At 75.5% G+C, this 14,720-nt stretch carries 15 protein-coding genes; 9 read left to right on the plus strand and 6 right to left on the minus strand.

Features of this window, described 5'->3' with window-relative positions:
* Positions 1 to 122: 122 nt before the first annotated feature.
* Positions 123 to 1,160, minus strand: coding sequence for a hypothetical protein (locus ACZ4M5_RS30425; protein ID WP_467741558.1), 1,038 nt, complete (start codon positions 1,158 to 1,160; stop codon positions 123 to 125).
* Positions 1,161 to 1,312: 152 nt separating this feature from the next.
* Here ACZ4M5_RS30425 and ACZ4M5_RS30430 point away from each other — a divergent pair, with 152 nt between their 5' ends.
* The 4 genes from ACZ4M5_RS30430 to ACZ4M5_RS30445 all read left to right on the plus strand — a co-directional run bounded on the left by ACZ4M5_RS30430 (position 1,313) and on the right by ACZ4M5_RS30445 (position 6,245).
* Positions 1,313 to 3,853, plus strand: coding sequence for a helicase-associated domain-containing protein (locus ACZ4M5_RS30430; protein WP_467741560.1), 2,541 nt, complete (start codon positions 1,313 to 1,315; stop codon positions 3,851 to 3,853).
* A 196-nt stretch (positions 3,854 to 4,049) separates the two neighbouring features.
* Positions 4,050 to 4,181, plus strand: a complete 132-nt coding sequence (locus tag ACZ4M5_RS30435; RefSeq protein ID WP_333935328.1) for a hypothetical protein — start codon at positions 4,050 to 4,052, stop codon at positions 4,179 to 4,181.
* 42 nt (positions 4,182 to 4,223) lie between these two features.
* Positions 4,224 to 4,412 (plus strand): hypothetical protein, encoded by a 189-nt coding sequence (locus ACZ4M5_RS30440; RefSeq protein ID WP_467741562.1) that lies wholly within the window; start codon positions 4,224 to 4,226, stop codon positions 4,410 to 4,412.
* A gap of 189 nt (positions 4,413 to 4,601) precedes the next feature.
* Positions 4,602 to 6,245, plus strand: coding sequence for a DNA repair helicase XPB (locus ACZ4M5_RS30445; RefSeq protein WP_467741564.1), 1,644 nt, complete (start codon positions 4,602 to 4,604; stop codon positions 6,243 to 6,245).
* Between the two features lie 15 nt (positions 6,246 to 6,260).
* Here ACZ4M5_RS30445 and ACZ4M5_RS30450 read toward each other — a convergent pair whose 3' ends face one another.
* A complete protein-coding gene (locus tag ACZ4M5_RS30450) occupies positions 6,261 to 6,452 on the minus strand; it encodes a hypothetical protein (protein WP_467741566.1) in 192 nt (63 codons plus the stop codon).
* Positions 6,453 to 6,727: 275 nt separating this feature from the next.
* Here ACZ4M5_RS30450 and ACZ4M5_RS30455 point away from each other — a divergent pair, with 275 nt between their 5' ends.
* Positions 6,728 to 8,767: a HelD family protein gene (locus ACZ4M5_RS30455; RefSeq protein ID WP_467741568.1), complete on the plus strand. Its 2,040-nt coding sequence runs from the start codon at positions 6,728 to 6,730 to the stop codon at positions 8,765 to 8,767.
* On the opposite strand, the gene ACZ4M5_RS30460 is transcribed toward ACZ4M5_RS30455, so the two are convergent.
* Together ACZ4M5_RS30460 and ACZ4M5_RS30465 are read right to left on the minus strand one after the other, a co-directional pair.
* Complete coding sequence (locus tag ACZ4M5_RS30460) at positions 8,764 to 9,495, minus strand: copper homeostasis protein CutC (RefSeq protein ID WP_467741570.1); 732 nt, start codon at positions 9,493 to 9,495, stop codon at positions 8,764 to 8,766. The two genes, ACZ4M5_RS30455 and ACZ4M5_RS30460, sit on opposite strands and share 4 nt — an antisense overlap.
* A gap of 101 nt (positions 9,496 to 9,596) precedes the next feature.
* The gene (locus ACZ4M5_RS30465; RefSeq protein WP_467741572.1) at positions 9,597 to 10,274 is read right to left on the minus strand and encodes a maleylpyruvate isomerase family mycothiol-dependent enzyme; all 678 of its coding nucleotides are present in this window, start codon (positions 10,272 to 10,274) and stop codon (positions 9,597 to 9,599) included.
* A 47-nt stretch (positions 10,275 to 10,321) separates the two neighbouring features.
* On the opposite strand from ACZ4M5_RS30465, the gene ACZ4M5_RS30470 reads away from it, so the two are divergent.
* Positions 10,322 to 10,984, plus strand: coding sequence for an HD domain-containing protein (locus tag ACZ4M5_RS30470; RefSeq protein WP_467741574.1), 663 nt, complete (start codon positions 10,322 to 10,324; stop codon positions 10,982 to 10,984).
* A gap of 10 nt (positions 10,985 to 10,994) precedes the next feature.
* A complete protein-coding gene (locus ACZ4M5_RS30475) occupies positions 10,995 to 12,074 on the plus strand; it encodes a GNAT family N-acetyltransferase (RefSeq protein ID WP_467741576.1) in 1,080 nt (359 codons plus the stop codon).
* Here the strand turns inward: ACZ4M5_RS30475 and ACZ4M5_RS30480 are convergent.
* Positions 12,044 to 12,331 (minus strand): DUF4031 domain-containing protein, encoded by a 288-nt coding sequence (locus ACZ4M5_RS30480; protein ID WP_467741578.1) that lies wholly within the window; start codon positions 12,329 to 12,331, stop codon positions 12,044 to 12,046. The two genes, ACZ4M5_RS30475 and ACZ4M5_RS30480, sit on opposite strands and share 31 nt — an antisense overlap.
* A gap of 7 nt (positions 12,332 to 12,338) precedes the next feature.
* The gene (locus ACZ4M5_RS30485; RefSeq protein ID WP_451876775.1) at positions 12,339 to 12,722 is read right to left on the minus strand and encodes a hypothetical protein; all 384 of its coding nucleotides are present in this window, start codon (positions 12,720 to 12,722) and stop codon (positions 12,339 to 12,341) included.
* Between the two features lie 55 nt (positions 12,723 to 12,777).
* Here ACZ4M5_RS30485 and ACZ4M5_RS30490 point away from each other — a divergent pair, with 55 nt between their 5' ends.
* Positions 12,778 to 13,713: a MurR/RpiR family transcriptional regulator gene (locus ACZ4M5_RS30490; RefSeq protein WP_467741580.1), complete on the plus strand. Its 936-nt coding sequence runs from the start codon at positions 12,778 to 12,780 to the stop codon at positions 13,711 to 13,713.
* Between the two features lie 46 nt (positions 13,714 to 13,759).
* Complete coding sequence (gene murQ / locus ACZ4M5_RS30495; RefSeq protein ID WP_467741582.1) at positions 13,760 to 14,719, plus strand: N-acetylmuramic acid 6-phosphate etherase; 960 nt, start codon at positions 13,760 to 13,762, stop codon at positions 14,717 to 14,719.
* The last annotated feature ends 1 nt before the right edge of the window (position 14,720 follow it).

The raw sequence follows: 14,720 nt of genomic DNA on the forward strand, positions 1-14,720 counted from the left end.
CGTGGCCTGCGGACCCGGTGGCGGCCCCCGGGTCGCAGCCGGTGACCGGCGGTCGGCGGACGCTGAGCCGTCCACGGCGGCCGCCCCGCCGTCGGCTATCCGCGGCGCTGGGAGCGCCTCGGCTATCCGCGGCGCTGGGAGCGCCAGACGAGGAACAGGGCCGACGTGATCGCCGCCGCCCGCACCACCCACGGCCAGGTCTCCGACACCGCGTCGTTCAGGTGCCCCTCGGCGACCGGGTCGCCCCAGCGGTCGTTCATCCGGCCCCAGAGCCAGACCAGTCCCCCCGCCACGCACAGGCCGGGCAGGACGGCGACCGTCCACTTGGTCTCCGCCGGGGTCAGGCGGCGCGAGGCGTAGGCCAGGAGCCAGCCGAGCAGCAGGACGAACCAGTTGCCGAGGACCGCGCCCGTCACCAGGAGTCCGGCGGCGACCAGCAGGAACGGGTTGCTCCAGCCCGACGAGGGCAGGCGCGGGAAGCGGCGCCGGCCGCCGGTCCCCGGGGCCGCGGGGGCCGTCTCGACCGCCGGGGCGGTGCCCGCGGCGGACCCGTCCGGTCCTGCTTTCTCCGGCTTCTCCGGCTTCTCCGGCTTGCGCTGCGGCGGCGGCCTGAGCAGGTCGGGCAGCTCCACCCCGCCCACGAACCCGGGCACCTCGTCACCCACGCCGAACGGGGTGCCGTCCACCCGCCACCAGTCCGGCTCCACCGCGCTGTCGCCGAGTTCGTGCGCCGCGGCCAGGTGCGGCGGGGTCGCTCCCTCCGCGGGGGCCGGCCGGGCCTCCTCGGCGGCCCGCGCCTGGCGGGGGCGCGGGACGACGCGCCGGACGCCCCCCTTGGGCCGCTCGCCCCGGCCCCGCGGCCCGGGTTCGCGCTGCACGGGAACGGCGGCGGGCGCGGTGCCCGGCGCGGCACCGGCGACGTCACCGCCACCGCCGTCGGCCGCCGCCGCCACGACCTCGTCGGGGCTGCCCAGCCGGGTCAGGATGCGGCGCACGGCGGCGGGCGAGTCGACGGTGGCCCGGGCGCGGCGCCGGTCGATCTCGTTGCGCAGATCCGCGACCAGGCGCATCCGGGTGGCCGAGGACAACTGCTGCTGCTGGGCCACGTCGCCGACGCGGCTCAGATACTCGTAAACGACCTGGTCGCTCTCAATCCCCACGAAGTCCCCTCCGGGGCGCATCCGTTGCGTGACGCCGTCGGACGACGGTACCGCGCGCGGCGGTGACCCGGCCAAACGCCCGTCCGCCGTCCGGGAGCGGGGCCCCGCACGGTCGGCCCGGGCGCCGGAGGCGACCCGCTACCGTGGACCGGATGAGCACCGAGGACACGCCTTCGGCCCCCCGCTCCCTCGCGGAAGCGCTCCGCGCGCGGGGCGACGCTTCGCTGGGCGCGCTCCTGCGCAGCCGCCCGGACCTCATCACGCCCGTCCCCACCGACCTGACGCAACTGGCGACGCGGGCGGGCACGCGTGCCTCGGTCGTCCGGGCCCTGGAGCGGCTGGACCGGTTCGCCCTGCAGACGGCGGAGGCGCTGGCGGTGGCCGCGGACCCGGCGGAGTACGGGGAACTGCTCGGGCTCATGGCCGGGGACGAGACGGACCCGGCCGTCGTCGCGGCCCTGCCGCGCGCCCTGGACGTGCTGCGCGAGCAGGCCCTGGTGTGGGGCGGCGACGACCGGCTGCGGCTGGTGCGCACCGCGCGCGAGCTGCTGTCGCCCTCGCCGCAGCACCCCTCGCCGACCGGTCTGGGCCCCACGGTGCGGGAGGCCGCCTCGGGGATGTCCCCGGGGCGGATCCAGGAGATCGTCACGGCCGCCGGGCTGCCCTCCACCCACGACTCGGTCTCCGCGGTGACCGCGCTGTCGGGGCTGTTCGGGGACCGCGCGCGGATGGCCGCCCTGCTCGACGGCGCCCCGGCCGACGCGCTGGAGGTGCTGGAGCGCCTGGTGTGGGGGCCGCCGTACGGGCAGGTCACGGCCGATCCGGCGCCCCGGCTGCGCTGGCTGCTGGACCGCGGGCTGCTGCTGCCGACCGCGCCCGGGACGGTGGTGCTGCCGCGTGAGGTCGCCCTGCACCTGCGGGGCGGTCGGGCCCATCGGACGCCCGAGCCGGTGCCGCCGGCCGTCGAGGCCGCCGCCGCGTACCGTCCACAGGTTGTGGACAGCACCGCGGCCGGCCAGGCGTACACCGCGCTCGCGACCGTCGAGGAGCTGCTGAAGGACTGGGACGAGGGCGGTCCGGCGGTACTGCGGGCCGGGGGCCTGAGCGTGCGGGACCTGAAGCGGACCGCGGTCGCGCTGGACGTGCCCGAGCCGGTCGCCGCGTTCTGGGTGGAACTGGCCTACACGGCGGGCCTGATCGCCTCGGACGGGGAGGCCGACGAGCGCTACGCGGCGACCCCCGCCCACGACGAGTGGCGCGAGCGGCCCGCCGCCGAGCGCTGGGCACGGCTGGTCACCGCCTGGCTCGCGGCGACCCGCACGGCGGGCCTGGTGGGCGGGCGCGACGCCAAGGACCGGACGCTGTCCGCGCTCGGGCCCGGACTCGACCGGTCGGCCGCGCCCGAGGTGCGGCACCGGGTGCTGACCCTGCTGGCCGGGCTGCCCGAGGGCGCCGCGCCGGCCGCCGCGTCGGTGCTCGCCCGGCTGCGCTGGGAGCGCCCTCTGCGCGGGGACCGGCGCGAGGACGATCTGCGCGGGCGGCTCGCCGAGTGGGCGCTGTCGGAGGCGGAACTGCTGGGCGTGACGGGCCGGGGCGCCCTGTCGGGCCACGGCCGGGCCCTGCTGGGCCTGCCGCCCGGCCCGGCGAAGGAGACCGGGGCGGAGCCGTCCGGCCCGGGCGACAAGCTGCCCGTCCACCATCACCACCGTCCCGCTCCGCCCGCCCCCCTGAACGCGGCCGAGCAGGCCGTCGCCTCCGCGGCCGCGGCCCGGCTGCTCGCCCCGCTGCTGCCCGAGCCGCTGGACCACGTGCTGCTCCAGGCCGACCTGACGGCGGTGGCGCCCGGGCCCCTGCAGCGGCCGCTGGCCGACATGCTCGGGGTGCTCGCGGACGTCGAGTCCAAGGGCGGGGCCACCGTCTACCGGTTCACGCCCGGCTCGGTGCGCCGGGCCCTGGACGCCGGGCAGAGCGCCTCGGACCTGCACGCCTTCCTCGCCGCGCACTCCCGGACGCCGGTGCCGCAGCCGCTGGCCTACCTGATCGACGACGTGGCCCGCAGACACGGGCACCTGCGCGTCGGTGCCGCGTCGTCGTACGTGCGCTGCGACGACGAGGCGGTGCTCAACGAGATCCTCGCCGACAAGCGGGCGGGCGGTCTGGGACTGCGCCGGCTCGCCCCCACCGTGCTGGCCGCGCAGGCCGATCCGGCCGGGCTGCTGGAGGGCCTGCGGGCGATGGGCTTCGCGCCGGCCGCCGAGTCCGCCGAGGGCGATGTGCTGATCACGCGCGCGCTCGCCCACCGCACCCCGCCCCGCAGCGCGCCCGAGCCGGTCCCCGACGGGCCGCCGGTGCCCGACGACACCCTCCTGTCGGCCGCGCTGCGCGCGATCCGCGCCGGCGACCTCGCCTCCACCACGCCGCGCAAGCCCGGTACGGCCCCGGCCGCGGACGGCGAGCTGCCGCGCACCGGTGCGGCGGAGACCCTGGCCACCATGCAGGCCGCCGTCCTCACCGGCGAGGCGTTGTGGATCGGCTACGTCAACGCCGAGGGCACCGCCAGCCAGCGCCTGATCGCCCCGATCCGGGTGGAGGGCGGTTTCGTCACGGCGTACGACCACACCGCCGACGAAGTGCGCACGTATCCGCTGCACCGGATCACCGGCGTCGCGGAGCTCGCGGACGACGCCGGCTGAGACCGCCCGGCGTCTCACCCGTACGGGTGCACACCGGCGTTCATGCACGCCACGCCGGGGAGGTCCCACCCTCGGGCGACCTTGCCGGGGGCGCCGCATCACCGGCCGGGCACGGGGGCAGCCACCGGGTGTCCTGATGCGACCCGGCCCCAGGGAGGGGGCCCGGGTCGGTTGCCACCCGAAAGGAAGTGTCCCCATGCGCGCTGCCCGCCGTATCGCCGCCGTCCTGGCCACCGCCGTGCTGATGACGTTCGGTTCGCTCGCCACCCCGGCGGCCGCGGTGAGCATCGACATCGCCGGTCTCGTCCTGGAGACGCCGCAGATCTGATCCGCTTCGCACCGTCGGCAGGGAAGGGGTCCCGTCGTACTCATGCGTGAGAAGTCCGCCGCCGTCGTCCTGTTCGCCGTCGCCCTGCTGGGCACGGCCGCGCCCGCCGCCACCGCGCGGCCGGCGCTGCCGCTGCCCCTGCCGGTCGCCGGGGTGGAGTCCCTGATCACCGAGGGGGTGAGTGTCGAGGGCCCGCTGGTGAACAACGTCGCGCTGCCCACGCTGAGGTGACCCCTCCCGGCGTCCGGCCGCCGGGGGGGGCCGGACGGCCGGGGGGCCGGGGGTCGGGGGGCCGGGGGGGCCGGGCGGCCGGGCGCACATCACACCGCCTGGCGCGGTGGATCAGGCACACTGGACGTTTGGCCGAGGCGTCGTGCTGTCGAGCCGTCCGAGCCCTCCGGCCGCAGAAAGGTGCCGCGCGTGAATGGTCCGCTGATCGTCCAGTCCGACAAGACCCTGCTCCTGGAAGTCGACCACGAGCAGGCCGACGACTGCCGTCGGGCCATCGCCCCGTTCGCCGAGCTGGAGCGCGCCCCGGAGCACATCCACACCTACCGGGTGACCCCGCTGGGCCTGTGGAACGCGCGCGCCGCCGGCCACGACGCCGAGCAGGTCGTCGACGCGCTGGTGCAGTACAGCCGCTACCCGGTGCCGCACGCGCTGCTCGTGGACATCGCCGAGACGATGGACCGCTACGGCCGCCTCACCCTCTCCAAGCACCCCGCGCACGGACTGGTCCTGACGACCACCGACCGTCCGGTGCTGGAGGAGGTCCTGAAGTCCAAGCGGATCACCCCGCTGGTCGGTGCCCGCATCGACCCCGACACGGTGGCCGTGCACCCCTCGGAGCGCGGCCAGATCAAGCAGACGCTGCTGAAGCTGGGCTGGCCCGCGGAGGACCTCGCCGGGTACGTCGACGGCGAGGCGCACGCGATCGACCTGGCCGAGGACGGCTGGGCGCTGCGGCCGTACCAGAAGCAGGCCGTGGAGAACTTCTGGCACGGCGGTTCGGGCGTCGTCGTCCTACCCTGCGGCGCCGGGAAGACGCTGGTCGGCGCGGGCGCGATGGCGCAGGCGAAGTCGACCACGCTGATCCTCGTCACCAACACCGTCTCCGCGCGGCAATGGAAGCACGAGCTGGTGAAGCGGACCTCGCTGACCGAGGAGGAGATCGGCGAGTACAGCGGGACGCGCAAGGAGATCCGGCCCGTCACGATCGCCACCTACCAGGTGCTGACGACCCGGCGGAAGGGCGTCTACCCGCACCTGGAGCTGTTCGACTCCCGGGACTGGGGGCTGATCCTCTACGACGAGGTGCACCTGCTGCCCGCGCCGGTCTTCAAGTTCACCGCCGACCTCCAGGCCCGCCGACGGCTCGGGCTGACGGCGACCCTGGTCCGCGAGGACGGCCGGGAGTCGGACGTCTTCTCCCTGATCGGCCCGAAGCGGTTCGACGCGCCGTGGAAGGAGATCGAGGCGCAGGGCTACATCGCGCCCGCCGACTGCGTCGAGGTCCGCGTCAACCTGACCGACTCCGAGCGCCTCGCGTACGCCACGGCCGAGGCGGAGGAGAAGTACCGCTTCTGTGCGACGACCGCGACCAAGCGGAAGGTCACGGAGGCGATCGTCCGCCGCTTCGCCGGACAGCAGATCCTGGTCATCGGCCAGTACATCGACCAGCTCGACGAGCTGGGCGAGCACCTCGGGGCGCCCGTGATCAAGGGCGAGACGTCCAACGCGCAGCGGGAGAAGCTCTTCGACGCCTTCCGCGAGGGCGAGATCAGCGTGCTCGTGGTGTCCAAGGTCGCGAACTTCTCGATCGACCTGCCGGAGGCGACGGTCGCGATCCAGGTGTCGGGCACCTTCGGCTCCCGCCAGGAGGAGGCCCAGCGTCTCGGCCGGGTGCTGCGCCCCAAGGCCGACGGCCACCAGGCGCACTTCTACTCCGTGGTCGCCCGGGACACCATCGACCAGGACTTCGCCGCCCACCGCCAGCGCTTCCTGGCGGAGCAGGGCTACGCGTACCGGATCATGGACGCGGACGAGCTGCTGGCGGGGAGCTGAGGAACGCGGGTCCGCTCACCGGTGGCGGCGGACCACGCCGACCTCCTCCCCGTACTGACCGAGGACGATCACGTCGAAGGCGGCGCCCGCGAAGACCTTGACGGCGCGCAGGGCATCGCCGAGACGGTGGCGGTGGCTGCCCGCCACGGCGGTGGCGCCGGGCGGACGGCCCGGTGCCGGGGCAGGGTGGAGGGTGGCTGCGCTCATGTCTCCATGGTGCGTTTCGCCCCGTAAAGCCCGCGTCGGTCTCGGGACGGAACCTCCGGGCCGTCCGGGTACGCCCGTGGGCCGACGCTCCCCCCTAGAGGGAGGGGCGCGTCCCCGGCCCATCCCCTAGGGGACGGAAAACCGTTCGCGGGCGGTGGCCCCGCTCCTCTAAGATCTCCGCTCTTGCCCGCCTCCCTCACGGAGCGCCGCCGACCGGACGGAAACCGGCCGGCATCACCGCCCTTTCCTCAGCAGGTCCCTCCGGAGGCACCGCCTTGTCCACGCCCGTCGACGACCCGCTCTCCCGTGAGCGCTCCCACCTCGCCGCGTCCCGTTCCGCCCTGCGCGCCATGCGCGAGGACGTCGAGGCCCTCGACATCACCGACGTCACCGCGAACTGGGTCAACGCCGAGGTGCTGGCCCGCCAGATCGAGGAGCGCGTCAAGTCCCTGGCCGACCTCAGCGACACCCCGCTGTTCTTCGGCCGGCTCGACTACCTGCACGCCCCGGGCGGCGACCGTGCCGAGGGAGCGGAGGGGGAACGCTTCTACATCGGGCGCCGCCATGTGCACGACCACGACGGCGACCCCATGGTCATCGACTGGCGCGCACCGGTCTCGCAGCCGTTCTACCGGGCGTCCAAGAAGGACCCGATGGACGTCGCGCTGCGCCGCCGTTTCGGCTACACCCGCGGCGACATCACGGCGTACGAGGACGAGCACCTCTCCGACCCGGCCGAGGCGGCTCGCACCAGCAAGCTGCTCCAGCAGGAGATCGAGCGGCCCCGCGTCGGCCCTATGCGGGACATCGTCGCGACGATCCAGCCCGAGCAGGACGAGATCGTCCGGTCCGGGCTGGCCGGCTCGGTGTGCGTGCAGGGGGGCCCGGGCACCGGGAAGACCGCCGTCGGCCTGCACCGGGTCGCCTACCTGCTCTACGCGCACCGCGAGCGCCTGGCCCGCACCGGCACGCTGGTCATCGGGCCGAACCGGTCCTTCCTGCACTACATCGAGCAGGTGCTGCCCGCGCTCGGCGAGCTGACCGTGCAGCAGGCCACCGTCGACGACCTGGTGGCCCACGTGGAGATCAGGGGCACGGACGAGGCGGCGGCCGCGACCGTCAAGGGCGACGCCCGGATGGCCGAGGTGCTGCGCCGGGCGCTGTACGCGCACGTCACGCCGCCCACCGAACCGGTCGTGGTGGTGCGCGGCTCCCGCCGCTGGCGGGTACCGGCGTACGAACTGGAGGACATCGTCCGCGAGTTGCTCGACCGGGACATCCGCTACGGCGCCGCCCGGGAGGCCCTGCCGCAGCGCATCGCGCACGCCGTGCTGGTGCAGATGGAGCGCTCGGGCGAGGCCCCGGACGACCGCGTGCAGGACGCGGTGGCCCGCAACACCGCGGTGAAGGCGGCCGTGAAGACGATCTGGCCCGCCGTCGACCCGGCGAAACTGGTGCTGCGGCTGCTGTCGGACGCGGGGTTCCTCGCCCAGCACGCGGAGGGGATCCTCGACGCGGACGAGCAGAAGGCGATCCTGTGGGCCCGGCCGGCGCGCAGCGTGAAGTCGGCCCGGTGGTCGGCCGCCGACGCGGTCCTCGTCGACGAGGCCACCGACCTGGTCCAGCGCACGCACTCCCTGGGCCACGTCGTCCTGGACGAGGCCCAGGACCTCTCCCCCATGCAGTACCGGGCGGTCGGCCGCCGCTGCACCACCGGCAGCGCCACCGTCCTGGGCGACCTGGCCCAGGGCACGACGCCCTGGGCGACCCGCAGCTGGCAGGAGGCACTGCGCCACCTCGGCAAGCAGGACGCGGTGATCGAGGAGCTGACGGCCGGTTTCCGCGTGCCGACGGACGTCATCACCTACGCCTCCCGGCTGCTGCCGGACATCGCCCCCGGCCTCACCCCGGTGGTGTCGATCCGGGAGAACCCGGGTCACTTCGAGATCCGGCCGGTGTCCGGTCCGGCGGACGTGGTCGACGCCTGCCGTGACGCGCTGCGGCACGAGGGCTCGACGGGCCTGATCGCGGCGGACGCGCGGATCCCGGAGTTGGCCGGGGCCCTGGAGCAGGCCGGGATCCCGTATCTGGGCCCCGGCGAGGAGACCACCCGCGAGACCCGGCTGACCCTCGTCCCGGCGTCCCTGGCCAAGGGCCTGGAGTACGACCACGTCGTCCTGGACGAGCCGCGCGCGGTGATCGACGGCGAACCGGACGAACGAACCGGCCTGCGCCGCCTGTACGTGGCCCTCACCCGGGCGGTGTCGGGCCTGACGGTCACGCACACGGCACCGCTGCCCCCGCAGCTGATCTAGGGCGCGGGTGCCGCGAGGGGGGCGGCGGGTGCCTGCCGGGCGGCGTCCACCGCGGTGCGCCACTCGGCCACCGCCCGCGCCGACACCGGCGCGTCCCAGCCGCCCGGACGGGCCGCGCCGCCGATGTGGAAGCCGTCGACGCCGGCCTCGCGCAGCACGGGCACGTGGTCGAGGCGCAGTCCGCCGCCCACCAGCAGCTGCTGCTCGTAGCCCGGCTCGCCGGCCCGCCCGGCCTCCGCGAACAGCACGGGCAGCCCGTCGTCCACCCCGCCGGCCGACCCGGCCGTCAGGTACGTGTCGAGCCCGGGCAGCCCGTCCAGCTGCTTGCGCGCGGCGTCCCGGTCGGCGGCCCGGTCGATGGCCCGGTGGAAGGTCCAGGGGCATCCGTCCAGCGCGGCCACCACCCGCTCCACGGCCGGCAGGTCCACCGCGCCCCCGGCGTCGAGGAAGCCCAGCACGAACTCCTGCGCCCCGGCCTCCCGCAGCTCCGCGGCCGTACCGGCGAGCCGGTCGACGTCCCCCGCGGCGAACCCGTCCGCGAGACGGACCATCACCCGCAGGGGGATGTCGACGGCGCGCCGGATCCCGGCGACGGTGGCGGGCGACGGGGTGAGCCCGTCGGCCGCCATGTCGGTGACCAGCTCGAGGCGGTCCGCGCCTCCCTCCTGGGCGGCGACCGCGTCCTCGACGCCGAGGGCGATCACCTCCAGGACTGCACGCTTGCTCATGGGGCCCCTTCGTCGGCATGGCGGCGTTCGATGACAGGTCTAGTCCAATCACAGACTACGCTGCCCATTCCCACCGCCTCCCACGCCCCGGGGGGGGTGCCTCACCCGTAGATGTCGAGCTCCTTCGCCTCCACACCGGCGAGCTCGAACACGGCGTCGCCGGCCGGCCGTCCCGTGTACAGCCGGACCAGGGTCGGCCCGTCGCCGATGAACCGGCCCGGGGGCCGCTCCCCGCCGCTCTCCCCCAGCCGCAGCGGCTCGTCCAGGTCGTCGAGGTCGGCGTGCAGCGGCACGTGCCCGCGCTCGCGCGTGAGGCGGGCGAGCAGCGCCAGCGCGTCGGGCAGCCCGGCCCCGCCGTACGCCCCCGGTTCGCCCAGGGCGTCCCGTACGTCCCCGGCGTGCACCCACTCCCCCAGGGCGAGGCCGTCCAGCGTCCCGCCGGCCCGCGCGATCACCGGCCCGGCCGCTGTCATCCCGCGCTCCAGTTCGTCCACGACCTCGGCGTCGCTCCGGCCGGACCGTGCGGCGATGTCCCGGTCGTTGGACTCGGGCGAGAACACGCCCGGCTCGAGCCCGCCCTCCACCGCCCGGGTCAGCGCGGCCGCGCAGTGGGCCAGCACGTCCCGCACCGTCCAGCCCGGGCACGCGGCCACCGGCCGGGCGAAGTCCTCCGGGGCCCGGCCCCGCAGCAGCGGGATCAGCGCGTCCCGTTCCGTCGCGAGCAGCCGCCCGGGCTGCTCGGGGTCCCGTACGTCGTGCACATCAGCAGGAGTCGTCATGGCCCCCACGCTAGGTGCCCGGGCCGCCGGGGCGGGAGAATGCCCCCATGGCCGATCCCGAGATCCTGCGCATCCGCTTCGTCCGCACCCTGGAGGCGGCGCGGGGCCCGGCAGGCGGGCCGGACCCGGCGCCCTACGCCGAGAACCTGCTCGCCCGCTGGCAGGAGCCACAGCGCCGCTACCACACGGCCGAGCACCTCACGGCGGTCCTGGACCGCGTCGACGAGCTGCAGCGGTACGCCCGGGACCCGGACGTGGTGCGGCTGGCCGCCTGGTTCCACGACGCGGTGTACCTGCCCGACCGCTCCGAGAACGAGGAGCGCTCCGCCCGGCTGGCCGAGCGGGCCCTGCCGGAGGCGGGCGTCCCGGACGGCAAGGTGGCCGAGGTGGCCCGGCTGGTCCGGCTCACCGTCACCCACGACCCCGCCGACGACGACCCCGACGGCCAGGTCCTGTGCGACGCCGACCTGGCCGTCCTCGCCGCCCCGCCCTCGGCGTACGCCGCGTACACCGCCGCCGTGCGCGAGGAGTACCACTTCGTGCCGAACGAGGCCTTCCGCACGGGCCGCGCCGCGATCCTGCGTCAACTCCTGGACCTGCCACGGCTGTTCCGGACGCCGCACGGCGCGGCCGAGTGGGAGGCCACGGCCCGGTACAACCTGGCCTCCGAGCTGGAAATGCTGTCGCTGCCGGGCGTGGATCCCTCGTAGCCTGCCCGCCATGTGGACAACGGGTGCGGAACAGGTGGAGCAGGCCGTCGCCGAGTGCGTGGGGCTGCTGGGGGCGGTCACCGGCCGGGACTGGGAGGGCGTACGGGCCGGGCGGCTGGACTGGAGCTGCCGGCGGACGGCCGTGCACATCGCGGAGGACCTGATCGCCTACGCGGGCCAGTTGGCCGGGCGGGAGCAGGAGTCGTACGCGCCGTTCGAACTCGTGCTGGAGGAGGGCGCGGGCAACGCGGACGCGCTGCGGGTGATCGGCACGACGGGGGCGCTGCTGGCCGCCGCGGTCCGCACCACGCCGCGCGAGGCGCGGGCCTTCCACCCGTACCCGTTCCGCAGCGCGAACCGCGAGGGCTTCGCCGCGATGGGCGTGGCCGAGGTGCTGCTGCACACGCACGACGTCGCCGAGGGCCTGGGGCTGGCGTACGAACCGGCCCCCGAGCTGTGCGCGTTCGTGCTCACCCGGATCTTCCCGCACGTCCAGCCCGGCGAGAGCCCCTGGCGGACGCTGCTGTGGGCCACGGGACGCGGCGAACTGCCCGGCCGGGCCCGGGTCACCGGCTGGCGCTGGAGCAACAACCTGGTCCTCGGCACCGAGCGGCTCACCCTCCAGGGCGTCACCCCGGCGGCGGCCGCGGATCTCGCCGCGGTGGGCGACGGCGGCTTCGCGTGGCTGGAGGGCGGCCCGGTCGAGGGCACCCGGGTGGGCGCCGGGCTGGTGCACAAGCAGTACGAGGACGGCGTCCACCTGCCCGAGTGGGGCATGTACGTGCTGGTCCGCCGCGAGGACGGCCGGGCGCTCGGCGCCATGGGGTTCCACGGCGTACCGGACGCGGAGGGACGGGTCGAGGTCGGCTACGACCTGGTCGAGGGCGCCCGGGGCCACGGCCACGCGACGGAGGCGCTGCGCGCGCTGTCGCGGTGGGCGCTGGACCGGCCGCAGGTGCGGACCGTCGTCGCGAACGTCGAACGGGGCAACACGCCGTCGCAGAACGTCCTCGCGCGGGCCGGCTTCACCCTGGCCGCCGAGGACCCCGAGCACCTGACCTACGAGCTGCGCGAACCCCGCGAGGGATAGCGCCCCTTGGGCCGGCGCAGTCCCGCCTCGCGCAGCAGCCGCACCACCTCGCGGCTGCGCACCTCCACGGCACCGGCGGCCACCGCGTCCGCGTACCGCTGGGCGGGGAGGTCGTAGTGGTCGCGGTCGAAGGCGCGGCGGGGCACGCCCAGGCGCTCGGCGAAGGCGTGGAGTTCGTCGTAGGAGACGTCGCTGATCAGGTGCGACCACAGGCGGCCGTGGCCGGGCCAGGCCGGCGGGTCTATGTAGAGCGTCACGCGGACCTCACGAGGACGCCGGATCGCCGAGGGCCTCGCCCAGCGACCCCACCGCGGCGACCTTCACGCCCGCCTCACTGCACACCCAGTGCGGATCGGGCCCCAACTCCGGCTCGACGTCCAGCGCGTGCGGCTGGCCCGTGCCGCACACCGGGCACAGCGGCCAGCGGCCGTACCGCTCCAGCAGGGCGTCCTGCACGTCCTGCGCGACCAGCCCGGCCACGTACCGCGCGCCCTCCGGCCACTGCTCGACCCACCAGCGCCGCTGCACCACGGACTCCTCGACCAGCGACACGACGTCCGCCTCGGCGACGCGTCCCGCGACGAGGTCGGCCAGCACGAGGGCGCGCGCGGCGTGCAGCGCCTGCTCCAGAGGGCTGATGGGTTCCATGCACCCATTGTGCGCACTCTTGACCCGCACGCCGCCCCGAAAATATCTTTCAGGGGTGACCCGCGACGTGAAGGAAATTTTCGCCCGGGACCGCGGCGGCCCCGGCGGCACGCTGGGCGCACCGCCCGCCCCCGCGGCCCTCGCGGCCAAGGTCCGCACGCTGGGCCCGTCGATGACGCGCTCCATGCAGCGCGTCGCCGAGGCCGTCGCCGGCGACCCGGCCGGCTGCGCGGCGCTCACGGTCACCGGCCTCGCCGAGCTCACCGGCACCAGCGAGGCGACCGTCGTCCGCACCGCGCGGCTGCTGGGCTATCCGGGTTACCGCGACCTGCGGCTGGCCCTGGCCGGGCTCGCCGCGCAGCAGCAGTCGGGCCGGGCCCCGGCCATCACGACGGACATCGCCGTCGACGACCCCATCGCCGACGTCGTCGCCAAGCTCGCCTACGACGAGCAGCAGACCCTCGCCGACACCGCGGCGGGCCTGGACACGGCGCAGCTGGGAGCGGCCGTCACCGCGCTGGCCGCGGCCCGGCGCACCGACGTGTACGGCGTCGGGGCGTCGGGGCTGGTGGCCCAGGACCTCACACAGAAGCTGCTGCGCATAGGGCTGATGGCGCACGCACACAGCGATCCGCACCTGGCCGTCACCAACGCCGTGCAGTTGCGCGCGGGCGACGTCGCGATCGCCGTCACCCACTCCGGGTCGACGGGGGACGTCATCGAGCCGCTGCGGGTGGCCTTCGAGCGCGGCGCGACGACCGTGGCCATCACCGGCCGCCCGCACGGCCCCGTCACCCAGTACGCCGACCACGTCCTGACCACGTCCACCGCCCGGGAGAGCGAGCTGCGTCCGGCGGCCATGTCGTCGCGGACCGGACAGCTCCTCGTGGTGGACTGCCTGTTCGTGGGGGTGGCGCAGCGGACGTACGAGTCGGCGGCGCCGGCGCTGTCGGCGTCGTACGAGGCGCTGGCCCACCGGCACCGCTCCTGAGCAGGCCGCCCCGCCCAGCACCGGAAGCACACGGAAAGAGCCGTCCATGACCTCCGCCTCCCGACCCCGTGACGTCCGAGCCGAGTTGGCGACCCTGACCACCGAGGCCTTCCGGCCGGAGCTCGCCGAGGTCGACCGGCTGCCGACACTGGACATCGCGCGGCTGATGAACGGCGAGGACGCGAGCGTGGCCGGGGCGGTCGCGGCGCGGCTGCCCGAGATCGCCGCCGCGATCGACGCGGTCGCCGGGCGCATGGCCCGCGGCGGCCGGCTCGTCTACGCGGGCGCGGGCACCGCGGGCCGGCTGGGCGTCCTGGACGCCTCCGAGTGCCCGCCGACGTTCAACACCGACCCGTCCCGGGTCGTCGGGCTGATCGCGGGCGGCCCGCAGGCCCTGGTGACCTCGGTCGAGGGCGCGGAGGACTCCCCGGAACTGGCCCGGGCCGCCCTGGAGCCGCTCCGCCTGACCGCACACGACACGGTGGTCGGCGTCTCGGCCTCCGGCCGCACCCCGTACGCGATCGGCGCGGTCGGGTACGCCCGGGAGCGGGGCGCCCTCACCGTCGGCCTGTCCTGCAACGCGGGCAGCCCCCTGGCGGCCGCCGCCGACCACGGCATCGAGGTCGTCGTCGGCCCCGAGCTGCTCACCGGCTCCACCCGCCTGAAGGCCGGCACCGCCCAGAAGCTCGTCCTGAACATGCTCTCGACGATCACGATGATCCGCCTGGGCAAGACCTACGGGAACCTGATGGTCGACGTCCGCGCCTCCAACGACAAGCTCCGCGCCCGCTCCCACCGCATCGTCGCCCTCGCCACGGGCGCCGAGGACAAGGAGATCGAGGAGGCGCTGACCGCCACCGACGGCGAGGTGAAGAACGCGATCCTCACGATCCTGGCCGACGTGGACGCACCGACGGCGGCCCGCCTGCTCCAGGAGTCCGGCGGGCACCTGCGGGCGGCCCTGGGCGCACACGCGCAGGGCGGGCCGGAGGACGGCACCGCCTGAG

It is taken from the genome of Streptomyces sp. NPDC026246 (assembly GCF_055567995.1).